Raw genomic sequence first — 17,908 nt, 5'->3', positions numbered from 1 at the left:
GTAAAACATGCTGTTCGGCCGCGATGCCGCGAGCGGCGGGCTTATAACATGGGGATGATGGTTCGCATCAAAAAAATGGGTTTGGCAAGCCCTGCGACACAATCACCGCCGTACTGGACACCGGCCGGCGAAAATGGTCGGGATTCCGACATGACACACGCGCCACCTGCCCTCAGCCGCCGCACCCTGCTCGCCGGATTGGGCGGGACGATTCTGGTGCCTTCGCTGGCCTCGTGGACGCCATCACCGGCCGCTGCCCAGGGGCGGCCTTCCCTCGCTTTGCGCGCCGGGGCTGGAACGCTGGCGCTGGCCCCCGGCACGCCGACGCCGGCCTGGCTGCTCTCGGGGGCCGACGAAATTCTCCGGTTCAAGCAAGGCGATGAGATCGACATCAGCCTCCAGAACGACCTGCCGGTGCCCATTGCGCTGATGTGGCGTGGCCTTGGTGGCATCGCGCGCGCCGAGCCGCTGCTCGGCCGACCGCCCATGGCCGCCGGCGGCAAGGACGCCTTCCGGCTGCCGCTGCGTCATGCCGGCACCGGGCTGCTCGACGCCCGGTTGCTCGGCGACGGCCAGGCGCTGCCGTCACCGGCGCGGGCCTGTGTCGTGCAGGAGGCCGCGCCACCGGAGGTGGACCGCGACGAGGTCTGGCTGATCGAGGATTTCCGGCTGCGCGCGGATGGCACCGCGATCGCCCCCGGCAGCGACCCGAAAGACGCCGCAACGCTGTTCACGATCAACGGCAAGCCGACCCTCGACCTCGCAGCCAGAATCAACGAGCGGCTCAGAATTCGGATTATCAATGGCTGCCAACGATCTGTCATTGCTTTACGAATTGAGGATCAAGAGATCCGCGTGATGGCCATTGACGGGCAGCCCGCCGAGCCCTTCCTCGCCCGCAACAGCCAGCTGGTGCTGGCGCCGGGCACGCGGATCGACGCCTTCATCGATATCACCAAACCCGCCGGAACGACTTCCGGCCTGATGCTCCATGACGGCAAGCAAGCCCGCACGATCGGCAAGCTCGTCGTCTCCGGCGAGGCCCCGGCCCGCGACCGCGCCCTGCCGCCACCCGCGCCGCTGCCGTCCAACGGGCTGCCGGCGCGGCTGGATCTCAAATCGGCCCAGCGCATCGATCTGACGATCGGGGGCGCCGCCGCGGCCAAACCGGAATGGGTGAAGCCTGCCGGCATCACCGCGTCGGCGCCGGCCTTTCGCGTCAAGCCCGGCCGCGTCGTCGTGCTCGCCCTCACCAACCGGGACAACACCGCGGCGGTGTTTCATCTGCACGGCCACCCCTTCCGCCTGCTCGACCGGCTCGACGATGGCTGGAAGCCGTACTGGCTGGACACGCTGGCCATGCAACCCAACCAGACCCACCGCATCGCCTTCGCCGCCGAGTATCCCGGCCGCTGGGGCATGGAAGCCTTTGCCACCGACTGGGCCGCGCCCAGGCTGATGCGCTCGTTCGAGGTCGCCTAGCTCAATACTGGAACTCGAACCGGTCATAGAGCCGTCGGAACACTGCGGGGAGCGTCTCCGGCAGGTCCTCTGCGATCAGACCCGGCCCGGCCTCTGAGCCGGCCTCGCCGTGCATCCAGACGCCGATGCAGGCAGCTTCGAAGGCGGCAACGCCCTGCGCCAGGAAGCCGGCAATGATCCCCGCCAGCACGTCGCCGGAGCCCGCGGTCCCCAGCCAGGGCGGCGCGTTGGCTGAAATCACCGCGCGGCCGTCCGGCGATGCGATTACGGTGTCCGGCCCCTTCAGCAGCACGACGGCGCCGGCGCGCTCGGCTGCCGCACGCACCCGCTCGAGCTTCGAGCGCAGTGGATGTTTGTTGCTCATGTCACTGAACAACCTGGGGAATTCGCCTTCATGCGGGGTCAGAACAATATGCACTTCCGGCGACGCCTTGATCGCCGCGAACAGTTTTTCCGGCGCGTCGGCAAAGCTGGTCAGGGCGTCGGCATCGAGCACGGCGTGACGTTTCGCCGACAGCAACGCCAGCACGAAGTCGCGGGTGCGGTCGCCGACGCCGGCGCCCGGCCCGATCACGCAGGCATTGACCTTGCGGCCGATCAGCTCAGCAAACTCCTCGGCCGTGTCGACCGGCCGCACCATAATTGCCGTCAGCGCGCCGGCATTGACCGCCAGCGCCTCGCGCGGCGAGGCCACCGTCACCAGCCCGGCCCCGGCGCGCAGCGCGCCGCGGGCCGACAGCCGTGCCGCGCCGGTCGAGGCAATCCCGCCCGAGAGGATCACGGCATGGCCGTGGGAGAATTTGTGACTGTCGATCCGCGGCGCCGGAAATGCGGTGGCCCAGGCGTCCGGCGTATTGTCGGAAGTCAGCGGCCGGATCGTCTCCAGCACATCGGCATCGATGCCGATATCGACCACCCGCAACTGCCCGGCATGGACCCGTCCCGGCAGCAGCATGTGGCCGGGCTTCGGGCGAAAGAACGTCACCGTCTCCAACGCGCGGACCGCGGCGCCCACCACGGCGCCGGTGGTGCCGTTGATTCCGCTCGGCAGGTCCACCGCCAACACCGGCACGCCTGCGGTATTGATCGCCTCGATCATCGCCAGCGGTTCGCCCTTGACGGGCCGATCCAGCCCGGCGCCGAACAGCGCGTCGATGATCAAGGCCGGCGATCCGATCGCAGCGGGATCCCAGGACAGGATCTGCCCCTTCCACGCGGCTGCCGCCAATGCGGCGTCTCCCTTGAGCGTGGCGGGGTCGCAGAGCAGCATGACTTCGACCTCGCGCCCGCGCGCGGCCAGTTCAGTCGCCGCGACAAAGCCGTCGCCGCCATTGTTGCCGCGCCCGGCGATCACCAGGATCGATCCCTCGTCTGCCAGATCCATCGCCGCATCGGCCACAGCCTGGCCGGCACGGCGCATCAGTTCGAAGCCGGCGATGCCGGCTGCGATCGTCAGCCGGTCCGCCTCGCTCATTTCGGCCGTCGTAAGAACTTCCATGTCGTTTCCTCTACGCCTCATCGGGAGGCAATGGCCGGGTCGCTCTGGCGATCCAGCTAACGTATATTTGCACTCTGATTGTGCAGTCTGCACAAATAGCATGCTAAAAAACCGCCGCGCCGACTGGTCGGTCACGGGGGTAGCCTTGTAATGACCTGATAATGCTCGAAAGTTAGACTGCCTCGTCAGTTGGCATGGACCCTGCTTTTACGAGCCTGCTTCTGACCGTCACCTGTAGGCGATGGAGGGGTGGCTGACCGCCTGTGATTCCCCGCTTCGATGGGAGCGACATGGGGACAGCCTAATAATGCCCACAACAGGGTATCGATCAGTCTGCGCGATAGGCGCAATGTAACGCAACGTGCGGCCTGACTTAGTGGAAGTGCCGGGGAGACGCTCAGTGAAGAAAATCGAAGCCATCATCAAGCCATTCAAGCTCGACGAGGTAAAGGAAGCACTTCAGGAAGTCGGATTGCAGGGAATCACGGTTACCGAAGCCAAGGGATTCGGCCGCCAGAAGGGCCATGCCGAGCTCTACCGCGGCGCCGAATACATCGTCGACTTCCTGCCCAAGGTGAAGATCGAGATCGTGATCTCCGACGATCTGGTCGAGAAGGCCATCGATGCCATCCGCCGCGCGGCCCAGACCGGACGCATCGGCGACGGCAAGATCTTCGTGTCCAACATCGAGGAAGCCGTCCGGATCAGAACCGGCGAATCCGGCCTCGACGCCATCTGAGCCTGCGTTCGCAACTTCTGAGGCTATCGAAAGCACTCCGGAACGGCTAGAGATAGCCGGCCGCCGCCGCGCGGCCGCGTTCCGACGACCAGCCAAAGAGGGTATTCATGACGACCGCCAAAGAAGTCCTGCAGTCCATCAAGGACAATGACGTCAAATACGTCGACCTGCGCTTCACCGACCCCCGCGGCAAGTGGCAGCACGTCACCTTCGACGTCTCGATGATCGACGAAGACATCTTCGCCGAAGGCACGATGTTCGACGGTTCCTCGATCGCCGGCTGGAAGGCGATCAATGAATCCGACATGATGCTGATGCTCGACCCGGCGACCGCCGTGATCGATCCGTTCTTCGCAGAGACCACGATGGTCATCACCTGCGACATTCTCGAGCCCTCCACCGGCGAACCCTACAACCGCGATCCGCGCGGCATCGCCCGCAAGGCCGAAGCGATGGTCCAGTCGATGGGCATCGGCGACACCGTGATGGTCGGCCCGGAAGCCGAATTCTTCGTGTTCGACGACGTCCGCTTCTCGTCCAGCCCCTACAACACCGGCTTCAAGCTGGATTCGTCGGAGCTGCCGACCAACTCCGACACCGAATATGACGGCGGCAACCTCGGCCACCGCATCCGCACCAAGGGCGGCTACTTCCCGGTTCCGCCGCAGGATTCGGTGCAGGACATGCGCTCGGAAATGCTCGGCGCGATGGCCCGCATGGGCGTCAAGGTCGAGAAGCACCACCACGAGGTTGCTTCCGCCCAGCACGAACTCGGCATGAAGTTCGACACGCTGACCCACATGGCCGACCAGATGCAGATCTATAAGTATTGCATCCACCAGGTCGCGCACATCTACGGCAAGACGGCCACCTTCATGCCGAAGCCGGTCTATGGCGACAACGGCTCGGGCATGCATGTGCACCAGTCGATCTGGAAGGACGGCAAGCCGGTATTCGCCGGCAACAAGTATGCCGACCTGTCGGAGACCTGCCTGTTCTACATCGGCGGCATCATCAAGCACGCCAAGGCGATCAACGCCTTCACCAACCCGTCGACCAACTCCTACAAGCGCCTGGTCCCCGGCTATGAAGCCCCCGTGCTGCTCGCCTATTCCGCGCGCAACCGTTCGGCCTCCTGCCGCATCCCCTACACCACGTCGCCGAAGGCCAAGCGCGTCGAGGTCCGCTTCCCCGACCCGATGGCCAATCCGTACCTCGCTTTCGCGGCGATGCTGATGGCCGGCCTCGACGGCATCAAGAACAAGATCGATCCGGGTCCGGCGATGGACAAGGACCTCTACGACCTGCCGAAGGAAGAGCTGAAGTCGATCCCGACCGTCTGCGGCTCGCTCCGCGAGGCGCTGGAAAACCTCGACAAGGACCGCGGCTTCCTGAAGAACGGCGGCGTGTTCGACGACGACTTCATCGACAGCTACATCGAGCTGAAGATGACCGAAGTGATGCGCTACGAAATGACCCCGCATCCGGTCGAATTCGACATGTACTACTCGCTGTAACATTGCGCGGATCTCTTCCGCACATTATCGCATGAAGCAAAGGGCGCCCCGGCAACGGGGCGCCCTTTCGTTTTGGAAATTGGTTCGGGCGACGCGCGATCTTCGCTTGATCCGGCCGGTATTTGCCGAAAGAGTGCGGTGAATTCGCAGCGAGGATCGAACGTGCCCCCTGAAGACGCCATCACTAAACGCAGCGACCTCGCCTGGGCCATCGCCGTCGGCGGCATCAGCACCGTCGCCTTTGCGATCTTCGTGGTGTTCGCCTGGTATTTCTCCGCCACGTTGTTTCTGATCTTCGCGGGCATTCTGCTCGGTGTTGCGCTGAATGCGTTGACCGAACTGTTCGGCAGGGTGATGGGCGGCCCGCACGCCTTGCGCCTGACCATCGTCTGCCTGCTGCTCACCGCGCTTCTGGCCGGCGTGGTGTTCCTCGGCGGCTCCACGATCGCCGACCAGGCGAAGGTGCTGAGCACGACGCTGAAATCGCAGATCGTCAACGTCAAGACCTTCCTCGAGCAGCACGGAGTCGACACCAGCTATCTCGACTTCGGCGGCCTCGCCAGCGAGGCCGACGGGTCTGTGAAGCCGGAGACACCCGTGAAACCCGCGCCGGCTTTCCCGGGGGAAGCCAAGACTAACAACCTTCCCAGTGCCAGCGCCTTTGCCTCCAGCGGCGGCGCCATCGTCAGCCAGACGCTTAAGATCATTCTCGGCGCGGTCGGCGCGCTCGGAAATTTCTTCATCGTGCTGTTTCTCGGACTCGCCTTCGCCGCCCAGCCGAGCACCTATCGCAGGGGCCTGCTGTCGCTCACGCCGAAGAAGTATCGCGCGCCGATGACCGTCATTGTGGATAATATCAGCGGCACGCTGGAGCGCTGGCTGATTGCCCAGATGATCACCATGCTGGCCGTCGGCAGCGTCACCTGGATCGGCCTGATGCTGATCGGCGTGCCCAGCGCCTTCATCCTCGGGGTTCAGGCCGGGCTGCTCGCCTTCATTCCCACCGTCGGCGCCCTGCTCGCGGGCCTGATCGTCGTGCTTGCCAGCCTGGCCTCTGGCTGGTTCGCCGCGGCCAGCGCCTTCGTGCTGTTCCTCGGCGTCCATGCCATGGAGAGCTATGTGCTGACGCCGATCCTGCAGCGCCAGGCGCTCGACATTCCGCCGGCCACCCTGTTCGCGTTCCAGATCATGCTCGGCATCGTCTTCGGCGTCTGGGGACTGGCACTGGCGCTGCCGGTGCTGGCGATCATGAAGGTGGTGATCGACTTCCTGCGCGAGGCGGACGAAGACGATAGCGGGGCCGAGCCGGTTGCCAAGGCTGCCTGATCACGACGCCCCTTCAGCATCACGCACTTTGTAAATCGGCATAGAACCGCCGCCACAACCACCTGCTGTCGGCGTCGCTTTGCAAAAGTACCGATTGCGCGCCGCCGTCATGCAAAGCGCGATCCGGTTTTCAGTCATCAGTTGTTCAGGCTGTCAAAAAATTCAACGTCAACGCCGCGCAGGTTCAGCGTCGATACACGCTGAATTAATCCGACGAGGCTTGTATGGACACGCTGCCGTCGACCTCCGAAGCTCGTTAGTAATTTAGTCATCTAAATTCTATCAGTGCCAACCCGGTTGCCGCTTCAGATCGTAGCTCGCTGAAAGGAAACCGGACCCATGCTCTACGCCCTGTCATGCCTGCCCGCCCAGCACGATCCGCGTTACATGATCGCCGCGCTGCTGGTGTGCATGTTTGGCTCGCTGCTGTCGATGCGGCTGCTGGCGCGCGTCAGGCGAAATAGCGGTGCCCGGCGCCTCAATCTGCTGTTCCTCTCCGGGCTTGTCGCGGGCGGCACGGTCTGGACCACGCACTTCACGGCGATCCTCGGATACGGGTCGCCGCTCGAGCGGGCATTCGAGCCGACGCTCACGTTCTTTTCGCTGGCGATCGTGGTGGCTTTCTCCTGGCTTGGTTTCTTCATCACCACCCGCACCCGGCTGGGGCCCGCCATCGAAGGCGGCGGCGCCATTTTCGGAGCTGGAATTGCCATCATGCACTATACCGGCATGATGGCCTTCGAGGTGCCGGGCATCCTGATGTGGAACCCGGGCCTAGTGACCGTTTCGGTTCTGTGCGCGATGGCCTTCGGCGCTGTTGCCACCAACCGCATCAGCCGGCCGGTGACCCGCTTCTGCAAGTATGGCGGCACGCTTTCCATGATCCTGGCGATCGTCACGCTGCATTTCATCGGCATGGCGGCTGTCACGGTGGTGCCGATGGCGGGTTCGGAAATCCCCGCGCAGGCTTTGTCGGACACCTTCCTTCTTGGCAGCGTCATCGCCGCCATCACGCTGATCATGGCCATGGCGACGTCCGCCTATGCGATCGATCTGCACGCGGCGCAAGAAGCCACCGCGAGCTACCGCCATCTTGCGCTGCACGATCCGCTCACGGGACTTCCGAACCGCAACGGCATTGCACAGCGCCTGGCTGCCCTGCTCACCGGAAGCAGCGACGATACCGCGCGCGTCGTTGTCCTTGCCATCGATCTCGACCGCTTCAAGGATGTCAACGATGCGCATGGCCACGCGGCCGGCGATGCCCTTCTGACCGGCGTCGCCCGGAGGCTAGGCGCCGCGTTACAGAATGGAGAATACCTCGCCCGCATCGGCGGCGACGAGTTCGTGGCGATCAAGACCGATGTGTTCGCCCGTGCCGAAGCCGTCAAATTTGCCGACCGGCTGCGCGATCTCGTCCTCGCGCCCATTCCATGGGAACACCGCAACCTGTCGGTCAGTTGCAGCATCGGCATCGCGCTGTTTCCCGAACACGGCACGTCAGGCGAGGTCCTGTGCGCGAGGGCCGATCTGGCGATGTACCGCGCCAAGAGCATGGGCCAGGGCAAGATCTGCAGCTACGAAGCGTCGATGGACGAAGTGAGCCGCACCCGCGCGGAGCTTGCGATCGACCTGAAGCGGGCGCTGGCCGCCGACGAGTTCGAGCTTTACTATCAACCCCAGAACGACGTCATGACCGGCAACATCGTGGGCTTCGAGGCGCTGTTACGCTGGAACCATCCCAAAAAGGGTCGGGTTCCGCCCGACCAGTTCATACCGATTGCGGAAGAAACCGGCCTGATCGTCGATATCGGCGACTGGGTTCTGCGAACCGCATGCGCCACGGCGACGAGTTGGAGCCGGCCGTTCCGCGTGGCGGTCAACGTCGCGCCCGCGCAGCTCAATCACGATCTGGCCAAGCATGTCGCCGCAACGCTGCGCGAAACAGGGCTCGCACCCGACCGTCTGGAAATTGAACTGACCGAGACCGGCATTATCGCGGACCGCCAGCATGCGCTGCAGGTCGTGCTGGCGCTGAAGGAGCTCGGCGTCACCGTCGCCATGGACGATTTCGGCACGGGCTATTCTTCCCTGTCGACACTGCAGGCCTTTCCGTTCGACAAGATCAAGATCGACAAGAGCTTCATCCAGTCGGTCGAGACCAGCGTGCATGCCGCCGCGATCATCAAGGCGACGATGCTGCTCGGCCGCAGCCTCGATATCCCCGTGCTGGCGGAGGGCGTCGAGACCACGCGTCAGCTGGAATTCTTGCGCGGCGAGAATTGCGACAGCGTGCAAGGCTTCCTGTTCGGCAGACCGATGCCGCGCGACGTCATCAACCAGATGATCCTCGACGCCGCTAAGACCGGGCGCGCGCCGCCCGAGTCCAAGGGATCGGCATCGGCCGCCGCGGCCTGAGCGGCCAGCCACATGGTGAACGATGCGTTATTCCGACCGTCGGAATCGCGCGGTAGCCGTTGAAGTTTGCTTATCGCAGGCGCCTAGGGTGACGGCCAGGTCATCGCTCCCACGGATTTCCATGAGCAGCATTTCGACCATCGCCCTGTCCGGCATGACCGCGGCGACACGCCGTTTAGCCGTGTCCGCCTCGAACGTCGCCAATATCGCGAGCACCGGCACCCTGCCCGATGCCAGCGGCGCGGTAGCGGCCGGCGCGCCGCGGGCCTATGCACCGCTGGTCGTGGTCGAGACCGCCAGCGCCGGCGGCGGCACCGCGACGTCGGTTGCGACGGCGACACCCTCTACCACCGCGGTCTCCGATCCGCAGGCCCCCTTCGCCAACGCAAGCGGTCTGGTTGCCGCACCCAATGTCGACCTGTCGCAGGAGATGATCAGCCAGCTGATCGCCAGCTACAGTTTTGCGGCCGGCGCGGCGACAATGAAGGCGGACGACCGCATGGCCAAGGCGCTGATCGACATCAAGGCGTAAGGCCAGGCAGGTCGAACGATCAAGCAGGTATGCCGAGCCGGTCTGCAGCGCCTCAGGCCTCAGGTCGTCAGCACGGTCTCGGTGTGCTCCACTTCCGGCGGCGACGCGAAGAATTCGCCGACCAGAGCGCGCCATTCGGCGAAGTCCGGCGATCCCCGGAAATCGACCGTGTGGTCCTCCAGCGTCGCCCACTGCACCATCAGGCGGTAGCGCTGCGGCTTTTCGATCGATTTATGCAGCTCAAAACCCTGGCCGCCCTTGGCGCGCAGGAACAGCGGACGCGCCTTGGCCACCGCGGCCTCGAAAGCCGATTCGGTGCCCGGCTTGACGTCGATCTGTGCGATTTCAGTGATCATGTTCACGGCCTTTGTTGAGGTCGCCATATGTAGCGCAAAGCGCCATCGCGGTGAAGCCCGCGATCAGGCTACCAGCAGCACGGTAGCTAGTACCGCGACACAGCCGCCGAGAAAGGCAACGGTCGGCCAGCGCCGCGCGGCATCGTTGTAGTGCCCCCGGGCCCGACGCTCGCGGATCAGCGCGCTCTCATATTCGTCCGAGGTCGAGAACATGCAGGCAAAGCCGGACCGTGCTGCCACCGCCGCCGCCTCGAGAGAGAGCAGCGCCAGTTCGGAACGGGTTGGACGTGATGCGATCATGCATCAATATAGGGAGCAATCCGTAAACGGAGACTTAGCGCGCCGCCGTGGTGCCGATAGTGAGACCGCCGCGCACCACGCTGGCTTTCGGCGCCGTCTGGCCGGCGATGGCGCGGCGGCCCTGCTCCAGCGATACCGGCTGCTGCTCTTCCGCCGCCTGCACGCGGTTGCGGCCGCCGCGCTTGGCGTCGTACAGCGCGGTATCCGCCGCCGCCAGCAGCACGTCGAGTTCGGTATGGGCCGGCCCGCCGGCGACACCGATGCTGACGGTGGTTACCACCGGCGCGTCGTCGATCTCGATACCGCAGGTCGCAAAGGCTTCGCGAACACGTTCGGCCGCGTTCATCGCCTCTTCCAGATTGCACGGCAGCATCGCTGCGAACTCCTCACCGCCAATCCGCCCGCTCAGGTCGGTGAGGCGCAGCGTCTGCGTGATGATATTGGCGAACAGTTTGAGCACCTCGTCGCCGGCCGGATGGCCGAAGCGGTCGTTGATCGACTTGAAGTGGTCGATGTCGAAGATCATCACGGTGATCGGACGGCCCGCCTTGGCCTCACGCTCGATCATCCGCGCGGTGGCCTCCGAGAAGCCGCGGCGGTTGAACATGCCGGTCAGCGGATCGCAAGAGGCCGCGACCTTGTGCACCGTGACGGCGCGCTCCGACACCCGCATGAAGATCACGAACACGGTACCGACGGCGTAGAGCACCAGTTCGATCGCAAAGATCATCGCCCAGACGCTGGCGCCGGAATGGCCGGTGCCGGAATCCACGACGTCGCCGATCAGGATCGGCAGCATCAGGACGAAACCGTGCAGGAACGGCACGATCACCGTCGGCCAGCGCCGCTGCACCGACTTGCGGCGCTCGGCCCACAATTCGCTGGCGGTCAGCGTGGCGTACAGCGCGACAATGCCGGCGCCGATCGTCATCCGCAGCGCGGAGGCCTCAGGCGGCAAAGTGAGGATGGCGGCGACCCAGGCCGCGGCGCCGAAGCCGAGACCGAGCCAGCTCGGCTTGCGACCGTGGAAAACCCGCGCCGCGTTCCACACCATGGCGCAAGCGACAAAGCCGATGGCGTTGAGCGCCAGCGACAGCACGTCGCCCAGCATCGCGCCGGCCAGGGTCCACAGTCCGACCGAGGCCGCGCCAAGCAGATAGGCCGCGCCCCACCAGTTCAGCGCCGCAATTTTCTCCTGCCGCCCGAAGAACAGCAGCATGGCGCCCAGCATGGCGGCGACCAAGGTCGCGACGAGATAGAGCGTGGAAGTGTCGAGCGACATCGTATGGCCACCGGCAGAAGTTGCAGGATGTCCGCCCAGACGGGCGGAATGGCATTTTACGCCATGGTCAACGATAGGCCGGGCGGATTGGAAAACCGTTTGCACGGAAGCAAAGATTTTCGCGAAAAATCGCGTCAATTACCGTTCATTTGAAACGAAAAGAGCGCCCGAAGGCGCCCTTTGTTGGCTCTGCTGCGTTCGCAGCAAATGCGACGAAGCGATTAACGCTTCGAGAACTGGAAGGACTTGCGGGCCTTCGCCTTGCCGTACTTCTTACGCTCGACGACACGCGAGTCGCGCGTCAGGAAGCCGCCCTTCTTGAGCACGCCGCGCAGGTCGGGCTCGAAGCAGGTCAGCGCCTTGGAGATGCCGTGACGCACAGCACCGGCCTGGCCCGACAGACCGCCACCGGCGACGGTGCAGATCACGTCATACTGGCCGGCACGGGCTGCGGCGACCAGCGGCTGCTGGATCAACATGCGCAGAACGGGGCGTGCGAAGTAGACTTCGACTTCGCGGGTGTTAACGATGATCTTGCCGGCGCCCGGCTTGATCCAGACGCGGGCGACCGCATCCTTGCGCTTGCCGGTCGAGTAGGCACGGCCCTGCTTGTCGATCTTCTTCACGTAGGTCGGGGCGTCCGGTGCCTGCACCTTCAGCGACGACAGCTGGTCGAGGGACTGCATGGTATCCGACATTATGCGGCCCTCATGTTCTTGCGGTTCAGCTCGCCGACGTTGAACGGCTCGGGCTGCTGGGCTTCATGCGGATGCTCGGCACCCGGATAGACGCGGAGATTGCTCATCTGCAGGCGACCGAGCGGGCCGCGCGGGATCATGCGCTCAATGGCCTTTTCCATAATGCGCTCAGGGAAGCGACCCTCGAGGATCGACTTGGCGCTGCGTTCCTTGATGCCACCGATGAAACCGGTGTGGTGGTAATAGATCTTCTGGTCGCGCTTGCGGCCGGTGAAGACCACCTTCGCGGCGTTGATGATGATGACATGGTCACCGCAATCAACGTGGGGCGTGTAGATCGGGAGATGCTTGCCGCGCAGGCGCATCGCGACCAGCGTGGCGAGCCGGCCGACCACGAGACCCGTGGCGTCGATGACGATCCACTTCTTCGTGATCTCGGCTGGCTTGGCCGAAAACGTTTTCATGTGAAAATTCCGTGAAAAGGAGACATCGGCGCGAAAGCACCGAACTAGGCGCGTTTCTAGTGAGGGCTACGGATTCCGTCAATGCCCAATTGCGTCGGGCGACGCAAAATTTATCAGCAAAATCATAATCTTATAAATAAGGTGCAATTTTACCTTCTAATTCAGCCAGCATTTGGAATGGAATAGGTCGAGGTGACGTGGGCGATCGGATCGGCCGAAGTGCCTGATAACAGGGTGACTTCGCCCACCGCGAGGCGTTTTCCGATCTTCAGCAGGCGCGCGGCCGCCAGCACGTCCTGGCCGGGCTGGCCCTTGCGCAGGAAATTGATGTTGAGATTGGTGGTGACGGCGAGGCCCACCGGCCCGATCGCGGACAGCAACACGACGTACATCGCGAAATCGGCCAGCGCCATCAGCGTCGGGCCGGAGACGGTGCCGCCCGGCCGCAGCATGCGCTCATTATAGGTCTGGCGCAGTAGGGACGATGAGCCGTCGGCGCTTTCGATGGCGATATCGCCGGTGCTGAAAGCTTGCGGAAATTCCCTGTGCAGGAATGTTTCGAGTTCGGCCACGCTCATTTTTGCAATCGTCATGTATCCTCACCTGCTCTCGCCTGTTGGCCTCTGTTACAATACGGTGACGGCCCTGCCCAGAGATGGATGTTCTTCATGGCCCTGTCCCAGCGCGCGTCCGACGCGCCCCCCCTCCTGCTTCGCGAAGCAATCGACGCCGTCGCGGTGCTCACGCTGAATCGCCCGGCGGCGCGCAACAGCCTGTCCGAAGGCCTGATCGGCGACCTGCATTTGGCACTCGATGCCATCGCCGGTGACCGTACCGTGCGCGCCGTGGTGATCGCCGCCAACGGCACGGTTTTCTCCGCCGGCCACGACCTCAAGGAGCTCACCGCGCGCCGCGTCGACGCCGATCGCGGGCGGGCCTATTTCGCGCATATGATGTCGATCTGCAGCGCGATGATGCAGGCCGTGGTGGCGCTGCCGAAGCCGGTGATCGCCTGCGTGCAGGGCGTGGCGACCGCGGCGGGCTGCCAATTGGTGGCGAGCTGCGATCTGGCGGTGGCTTCCGAGGCCGCGACGTTCGCCACGCCCGGCGTCGATATCGGGCTGTTCTGCTCGACACCGATGGTGGCTCTGACGCGAAATGTCCCGCGCAAGCAGGCGATGGAGATGCTGCTCACCGGCGAACCGATCACGGCGGCGCGCGCCCGCGAAATCGGCCTTGTGAACCGCGTCGTGGCCGCAGGCCTTGAGCGTGACGCCGCGATTGCGCTGGCCGAACAGGTGGCGCGCAAATCTGCGCATACGGTGAAGCTCGGCAAGGAGGCGTTTTATCGACAGGCCGAGATGAATCTCGCCGACGCCTACAGCTTTGCCGCCGGAGTGATGACCGAGAACATGATGGCCCGTGACGCCGAAGAAGGCATCGGCGCCTTCATCGAAAAGCGTCAGCCCAAGTGGGAAGACCGATAACCCGGCACTTATCCGTAGCCCGGATGGAGCGCAGCGAAATCCGGGAATGCCGAGCAAGTTGAACCGCTGCCCCCGGATTGCGCTGCGCTCCATCCGGGCTACCGACTTCGTTGCAACGGCTCCTCGCAATGACGGGCCGTTAGCGTTGGAAATGAACATGAACCACGACAGCTACAGCGACGATCATATCCGCGAGATCCTCAACAGCGTGAAGACCATCGCGATGGTCGGCGCCTCGCCGCAGAATGTGCGGCCGAGCTATTTCGTGTTCAAATATCTCGCCGAGCGCGGCTACGACATGATCCCGGTCAATCCCGGACAGGTCGGCAAGAGCCTGATCGGCAAACCGTTCGTCGGATCATTGCGCGAGATTGGCCGACCCATCGACATGGTCGATATCTTCCGCAGCGCCGAGCACATCATGCCGGTGCTCGACGAGATTCTCGCTTTGCCCACGCTGCCGAAGGTGATCTGGCTGCAGCTCGGCGTCCGCCATGACGAGGCCGCGGCGAAGGCCGAGGCCGCAGGCATCACGGTCATCATGAACCGCTGCCCGAAGATCGAATATGGCCGGCTGTCGTCGGAGATCGGCTGGATGGGCGTCAACTCGCGCACCCTGAGCTCTAAACGCGGTCCGGTGCCGACGATGGGGATGCGGCTGTCGCTGAATCGCGGCAGCATCGGCGGCGCCGGCACCGCAGCCGCCGACCGTGCGGCAAAAAGCAGGAACGACGACGCCTGAGCGCGCGATCCGACCGTTTCGTTTCACGGCCATAGCGCAACGCAGCACAGAAATTGCGAACTAGCGGCTTGTTGATGCATCGCCTTGACGGCGGCGGCGCGCACCATCAGCATGCCGCCAACTTGTCGAAACGATTTCAGGGAGAGACCATGACCGACCGCCTTCCCGGCTTTGCCACGCTGGCCGTCCACGCAGGCGCGCAGCCCGATCCAACCACCGGCGCGCGCGCGACGCCGATCTACCAGACCACATCCTTCGTGTTCAACGATTCCGACCACGCGGCATCGCTGTTCGGACTGCAGTCGTTCGGCAATATCTATACGCGCATTACCAATCCGACGACCGCCGTGCTGGAAGAGCGCGTCGCAGCACTTGAAGGCGGCACCGCGGCGCTGGCGACGGCCTCGGGCCACGCCGCGCAACTGGTCGTATTCCAGCAATTGCTGCGTCCGGGCGATGAATTCATCGCGTCGCGAAAACTCTATGGCGGCTCGATCAACCAGTTCACCCACGCCTTCCAGAGTTTCGGCTGGAATGTGGTGTGGGCCGATTCCGACGATATTGCCTCGTTCGAGCGCGCGGTGACCGACAAGACCAAGGCGATCTTCATCGAATCGATCGCCAATCCCGCCGGCTCCATCACCGATATCGAGGCGATTTCCGCCGTGGCGCGCAAGGCCGGCGTGCCCTTGATCGTCGACAACACGCTGGCGACGCCGTATCTGATCCGGCCGATCGACCACGGCGCCGACATCGTGGTGCATTCGCTGACCAAATTTCTCGGCGGCCACGGCAATTCGCTGGGCGGCATCATCGTCGATGCCGGCACCTTCGACTGGTCGAAGGACGGCAAATATCCGATGCTCAGCGAGCCGCGCCCGGAATATCACGGCATCAAGATCCAGGAGACCTTTGGCAACTTCGCCTTCGCGATCGCCTGCCGCGTGCTGGGGCTGCGCGACCTCGGCCCGGCGCTGTCGCCGTTCAACGCCTTCATGATCCTGACCGGCATCGAGACGCTGCCGCTGCGCATGGAGCGCCATTGCGAAAACGCCCGGGCGGTCGCCGAATTCCTGTCGGCGCATCCCGCGGTGGCCGCGGTGAATTACGCCGGCCTGGCTGGCAATCGCTACCACGCGCTGGCCCGCAAATATGCGCCGAAAGGCGCCGGCGCGGTGTTCACCTTCAGCCTGAAGGGCGGCTACGAGGCCGGCGTCAGCCTGGTCTCGAAGCTGAAACTGTTCTCGCATCTGGCCAATGTCGGCGACACCCGCTCGCTGGTGATCCACCCGGCCTCCACCACCCACAGCCAGCTCGACGACGACGCCAAGACGCGCTCGGGCGCGGCGCCGGACGTGGTGCGATTGTCGGTGGGCATCGAGGACAAGGAAGATCTGATCGCGGATCTTGAGCAGGCGCTGGGGGCGTAGCCCTTAACTGTCATTCCGGGGCGCGAGCAGCTTGCTGCGAGCGAACCCGGAATCTCAGCGTGGGACGATGAACACATCTTGGTTCCGGGTTCGCGCTCGGCTCACGCCGCCCGCACCCCGGAAAGACAGTCTTGTTCAGGCGGCCTTGCTGGCCAACGCGAATTTTGCGGGAGCGGTTCGCTTCACCTTCATCCGCTCGACCTGCAGCACCGACAGCGTCAGCACCACGATCGCCATCGCCTGATGCGACAGCGCCAGATCGATCGGCACCTGATACAACAGCGTCAGGATGCCGAGCATCGCCTGCGCGGTAATCGCCGCGACCATCCACAGCGCGCCGTTGATCACCGCTTTGTCAGCCCGCGACCGCACCGCATCCACGGCGTGCCAGATCGCCAGCGCCAGCAGCGCATAGGCCGTCATGCGGTGCTCGAACTGCACGGTCAGCACATTGTCGAACAGGTTGCGCCACCACGGCTCCTCGAAGAACAGCCGTGCCGCGGAGGGGATCAGCGCGCCGTCGATCTCCGGCCAGGTGTTGAACACCCGACCTGCCCGCAGCCCAGCCACCAGCGCACCGAAATAGATCTGCAGGAAGGTCAGCCCGAGCAGCACCACGCTGGTGATGCGCAGCCGCCTATTCGCCGCCACCGGCGTGCGGTCGGTCAGTTGCCGCAGCGTCCAGACGATCGCGGCAAAGATCACCAGCGCCAGCACCAGATGGGTCGCCAGCCGATATTGCGACACCTCGACGCGCTTGGTGAGACCCGACGCCACCATCCACCAGCCCACGGCTCCCTGCAGGGCGCCAAGGCCGAAGATCACCCATAGCCGTTTCTTCAGGTCGGAACCCAGCACGCCTGACCAGAAGAACCAGAGGAAGGGCAGCAGATAGACCATGCCGATGACGCGGCCGAGCAGCCGATGGCTCCATTCCCACCAGAAGATGGTCTTGAATTCGTCGAGGCTCATGCCGGAATTGAGCTCGCGATATTGCGGGATCGCCTTGTAGGCCTCGAACGCCTCGTTCCAGTGCGCCTGGGTCAGGGGCGGCAGCGTGCCCGTGACCGGCTTCCACTCGACGATCGACAGGCCGGATTCCGTCAGCCGCGTCGCGCCGCCGACCAGCACCATCAGCGCGATCAGCGCGGCGACCGCGATCAGCCACGCCCGCACCGGGCGCAGCCTTGAGTCGTCGCGGAGGGAACCGGTGGTCATGGGCAGCCTCGAACGGTCTGGACGTCAACCGCTTGAACGGATTTCTGCGGCCCTTATAGTCCGGCCAACCGCGGCGTGCAAAGCCTGCACCTGCCCCACGCCCTCCTTCGGTCAGCACATTTCCGTCATGCGAATCCGCACCCGCAAATTCCTCGGCACCATCTTCCTGCTTGTGCTGGTCGTGATCTGGTCTCTGCTCGGCATGGCGGTGGCGCAGATGCCGTGGCTGGCCGCGTCCGGCTTTCGGCAGGCCATCTTCTATGTCGTTGCCGGGCTCGGCTGGGTGCTTCCGGCGATGCCGATCGTCAGTTGGATGTCGAAGCGGAATCCGGAACCCCTGACCTGATCCAGGCACCTCTTACGCTTTCTTGACGAATCTCTGCCAAGGTAAGCGACGAAACACCCGAGCAAATCCCGAG

The 17,908-nt window shown here is 64.2% G+C and carries 19 protein-coding genes; 11 read left to right on the top strand and 8 right to left on the bottom strand.

Going from position 1 to position 17,908, the window contains the following annotated elements; translation table 11 throughout:
* The first annotated feature begins 150 nt into the window (after positions 1-150).
* On the top strand, positions 151-1,482 hold the full coding sequence (locus FIU28_RS12365; protein ID WP_143573292.1) for a multicopper oxidase family protein: 1,332 nt from the start codon (positions 151-153) through the stop codon (positions 1,480-1,482).
* A gap of 1 nt (position 1,483) precedes the next feature.
* Here FIU28_RS12365 and FIU28_RS12360 read toward each other — a convergent pair whose 3' ends face one another.
* A complete protein-coding gene (locus FIU28_RS12360) occupies positions 1,484-2,980 on the bottom strand; it encodes an NAD(P)H-hydrate dehydratase (RefSeq protein WP_143573290.1) in 1,497 nt (498 codons plus the stop codon).
* 400 nt (positions 2,981-3,380) lie between these two features.
* Here FIU28_RS12360 and FIU28_RS12355 point away from each other — a divergent pair, with 400 nt between their 5' ends.
* The 5 genes from FIU28_RS12355 (at position 3,381) to FIU28_RS12335 (ending at position 9,512) form a co-directional block, all read left to right on the top strand.
* Positions 3,381-3,719, top strand: coding sequence for a P-II family nitrogen regulator (locus FIU28_RS12355; RefSeq protein ID WP_143573288.1), 339 nt, complete (start codon positions 3,381-3,383; stop codon positions 3,717-3,719).
* 107 nt (positions 3,720-3,826) lie between these two features.
* Entirely contained in the window at positions 3,827-5,236 is a 1,410-nt protein-coding gene (glnA, locus tag FIU28_RS12350) for a type I glutamate--ammonia ligase (protein WP_143573286.1), read from the top strand.
* A gap of 162 nt (positions 5,237-5,398) precedes the next feature.
* A complete protein-coding gene (locus FIU28_RS12345; RefSeq protein ID WP_143573284.1) occupies positions 5,399-6,562 on the top strand; it encodes an AI-2E family transporter in 1,164 nt (387 codons plus the stop codon).
* 339 nt (positions 6,563-6,901) lie between these two features.
* Positions 6,902-8,980 carry a putative bifunctional diguanylate cyclase/phosphodiesterase gene (locus FIU28_RS12340; RefSeq protein ID WP_143573283.1) on the top strand — a complete coding sequence of 693 codons (2,079 nt, stop codon included), beginning with the start codon at positions 6,902-6,904 and terminating at the stop codon, positions 8,978-8,980.
* A gap of 121 nt (positions 8,981-9,101) precedes the next feature.
* Positions 9,102-9,512 (top strand): flagellar basal body rod protein FlgC, encoded by a 411-nt coding sequence (locus tag FIU28_RS12335; protein WP_143573281.1) that lies wholly within the window; start codon positions 9,102-9,104, stop codon positions 9,510-9,512.
* Between the two features lie 59 nt (positions 9,513-9,571).
* Here the strand turns inward: FIU28_RS12335 and FIU28_RS12330 are convergent, their stop codons facing one another.
* From FIU28_RS12330 to FIU28_RS12320, 3 genes are all read right to left on the bottom strand, one after another.
* Positions 9,572-9,868, bottom strand: a complete 297-nt coding sequence (locus FIU28_RS12330) for an antibiotic biosynthesis monooxygenase family protein (RefSeq protein ID WP_143573279.1) — start codon at positions 9,866-9,868, stop codon at positions 9,572-9,574.
* A 63-nt stretch (positions 9,869-9,931) separates the two neighbouring features.
* A complete protein-coding gene (locus tag FIU28_RS12325; RefSeq protein WP_143573277.1) occupies positions 9,932-10,168 on the bottom strand; it encodes a hypothetical protein in 237 nt (78 codons plus the stop codon).
* Positions 10,169-10,202: 34 nt separating this feature from the next.
* On the bottom strand, positions 10,203-11,450 hold the full coding sequence (locus FIU28_RS12320; RefSeq protein ID WP_143573276.1) for a GGDEF domain-containing protein: 1,248 nt from the start codon (positions 11,448-11,450) through the stop codon (positions 10,203-10,205).
* 27 nt (positions 11,451-11,477) lie between these two features.
* Between FIU28_RS12320 and FIU28_RS27195 the strand changes: the two genes are divergently transcribed.
* A complete protein-coding gene (locus FIU28_RS27195; protein WP_256365983.1) occupies positions 11,478-11,603 on the top strand; it encodes a hypothetical protein in 126 nt (41 codons plus the stop codon).
* Positions 11,604-11,671: 68 nt separating this feature from the next.
* Here FIU28_RS27195 and rpsI read toward each other — a convergent pair whose 3' ends face one another.
* From rpsI to FIU28_RS12305, 3 genes are all read right to left on the bottom strand, one after another.
* Positions 11,672-12,148, bottom strand: coding sequence for a 30S ribosomal protein S9 (gene rpsI, locus FIU28_RS12315; RefSeq protein ID WP_143573274.1), 477 nt, complete (start codon positions 12,146-12,148; stop codon positions 11,672-11,674).
* Complete coding sequence (rplM, locus tag FIU28_RS12310; protein WP_143573272.1) at positions 12,148-12,612, bottom strand: 50S ribosomal protein L13; 465 nt, start codon at positions 12,610-12,612, stop codon at positions 12,148-12,150. Before rplM ends, rpsI begins: the two co-directional genes overlap by 1 nt.
* Before the next feature lie 161 nt (positions 12,613-12,773).
* Positions 12,774-13,205 (bottom strand): PaaI family thioesterase, encoded by a 432-nt coding sequence (locus tag FIU28_RS12305; protein WP_143573270.1) that lies wholly within the window; start codon positions 13,203-13,205, stop codon positions 12,774-12,776.
* A 75-nt stretch (positions 13,206-13,280) separates the two neighbouring features.
* Here FIU28_RS12305 and FIU28_RS12300 point away from each other — a divergent pair, with 75 nt between their 5' ends.
* The 3 genes from FIU28_RS12300 to FIU28_RS12290 all read left to right on the top strand — a co-directional run bounded on the left by FIU28_RS12300 (position 13,281) and on the right by FIU28_RS12290 (position 16,271).
* Positions 13,281-14,099 carry an enoyl-CoA hydratase gene (locus tag FIU28_RS12300; protein WP_168202937.1) on the top strand — a complete coding sequence of 273 codons (819 nt, stop codon included), beginning with the start codon at positions 13,281-13,283 and terminating at the stop codon, positions 14,097-14,099.
* 157 nt (positions 14,100-14,256) lie between these two features.
* Positions 14,257-14,841: a CoA-binding protein gene (locus FIU28_RS12295; RefSeq protein ID WP_143573266.1), complete on the top strand. Its 585-nt coding sequence runs from the start codon at positions 14,257-14,259 to the stop codon at positions 14,839-14,841.
* A gap of 149 nt (positions 14,842-14,990) precedes the next feature.
* A complete protein-coding gene (locus tag FIU28_RS12290) occupies positions 14,991-16,271 on the top strand; it encodes an O-acetylhomoserine aminocarboxypropyltransferase (RefSeq protein WP_143573264.1) in 1,281 nt (426 codons plus the stop codon).
* 135 nt (positions 16,272-16,406) lie between these two features.
* On the opposite strand, the gene FIU28_RS12285 is transcribed toward FIU28_RS12290, so the two are convergent.
* Positions 16,407-17,489: a COX15/CtaA family protein gene (locus FIU28_RS12285; RefSeq protein WP_143573262.1), complete on the bottom strand. Its 1,083-nt coding sequence runs from the start codon at positions 17,487-17,489 to the stop codon at positions 16,407-16,409.
* Positions 17,490-17,616: 127 nt separating this feature from the next.
* Here FIU28_RS12285 and FIU28_RS12280 point away from each other — a divergent pair, with 127 nt between their 5' ends.
* A complete protein-coding gene (locus FIU28_RS12280) occupies positions 17,617-17,835 on the top strand; it encodes a DUF2842 domain-containing protein (RefSeq protein WP_143573260.1) in 219 nt (72 codons plus the stop codon).
* Positions 17,836-17,908 lie beyond the last annotated feature (73 nt).

It is taken from the genome of Tardiphaga sp. vice154 (assembly GCF_007018645.1).
Lineage (GTDB): Bacteria > Pseudomonadota > Alphaproteobacteria > Rhizobiales > Xanthobacteraceae > Tardiphaga.
This window is presented reverse-complemented; position numbering and strand designations above follow the sequence as displayed.

Coding starts and splice junctions, on each gene's coding strand:
- FIU28_RS12365 (WP_143573292.1), top strand. CDS start 151: ATGACACACGCGCCACCTGCCCTCAGCCGCCGCACCCTGCTCGCCGGA.
- FIU28_RS12360 (WP_143573290.1), bottom strand. CDS start 2,980: ATGGAAGTTCTTACGACGGCCGAAATGAGCGAGGCGGACCGGCTGACG.
- glnA (WP_143573286.1), top strand. CDS start 3,827: ATGACGACCGCCAAAGAAGTCCTGCAGTCCATCAAGGACAATGACGTC.
- FIU28_RS12340 (WP_143573283.1), top strand. CDS start 6,902: ATGCTCTACGCCCTGTCATGCCTGCCCGCCCAGCACGATCCGCGTTAC.
- FIU28_RS12335 (WP_143573281.1), top strand. CDS start 9,102: ATGAGCAGCATTTCGACCATCGCCCTGTCCGGCATGACCGCGGCGACA.
- FIU28_RS12330 (WP_143573279.1), bottom strand. CDS start 9,868: ATGATCACTGAAATCGCACAGATCGACGTCAAGCCGGGCACCGAATCG.
- FIU28_RS12325 (WP_143573277.1), bottom strand. CDS start 10,168: ATGATCGCATCACGTCCAACCCGTTCCGAACTGGCGCTGCTCTCTCTC.
- FIU28_RS12320 (WP_143573276.1), bottom strand. CDS start 11,450: ATGTCGCTCGACACTTCCACGCTCTATCTCGTCGCGACCTTGGTCGCC.
- FIU28_RS27195 (WP_256365983.1), top strand. CDS start 11,478: ATGTCCGCCCAGACGGGCGGAATGGCATTTTACGCCATGGTCAACGAT.
- rpsI (WP_143573274.1), bottom strand. CDS start 12,148: ATGTCGGATACCATGCAGTCCCTCGACCAGCTGTCGTCGCTGAAGGTG.
- rplM (WP_143573272.1), bottom strand. CDS start 12,612: ATGAAAACGTTTTCGGCCAAGCCAGCCGAGATCACGAAGAAGTGGATC.
- FIU28_RS12305 (WP_143573270.1), bottom strand. CDS start 13,205: ATGACGATTGCAAAAATGAGCGTGGCCGAACTCGAAACATTCCTGCAC.
- FIU28_RS12300 (WP_168202937.1), top strand. CDS start 13,281: ATGGCCCTGTCCCAGCGCGCGTCCGACGCGCCCCCCCTCCTGCTTCGC.
- FIU28_RS12295 (WP_143573266.1), top strand. CDS start 14,257: ATGAACCACGACAGCTACAGCGACGATCATATCCGCGAGATCCTCAAC.
- FIU28_RS12290 (WP_143573264.1), top strand. CDS start 14,991: ATGACCGACCGCCTTCCCGGCTTTGCCACGCTGGCCGTCCACGCAGGC.
- FIU28_RS12285 (WP_143573262.1), bottom strand. CDS start 17,489: ATGACCACCGGTTCCCTCCGCGACGACTCAAGGCTGCGCCCGGTGCGG.
- FIU28_RS12280 (WP_143573260.1), top strand. CDS start 17,617: ATGCGAATCCGCACCCGCAAATTCCTCGGCACCATCTTCCTGCTTGTG.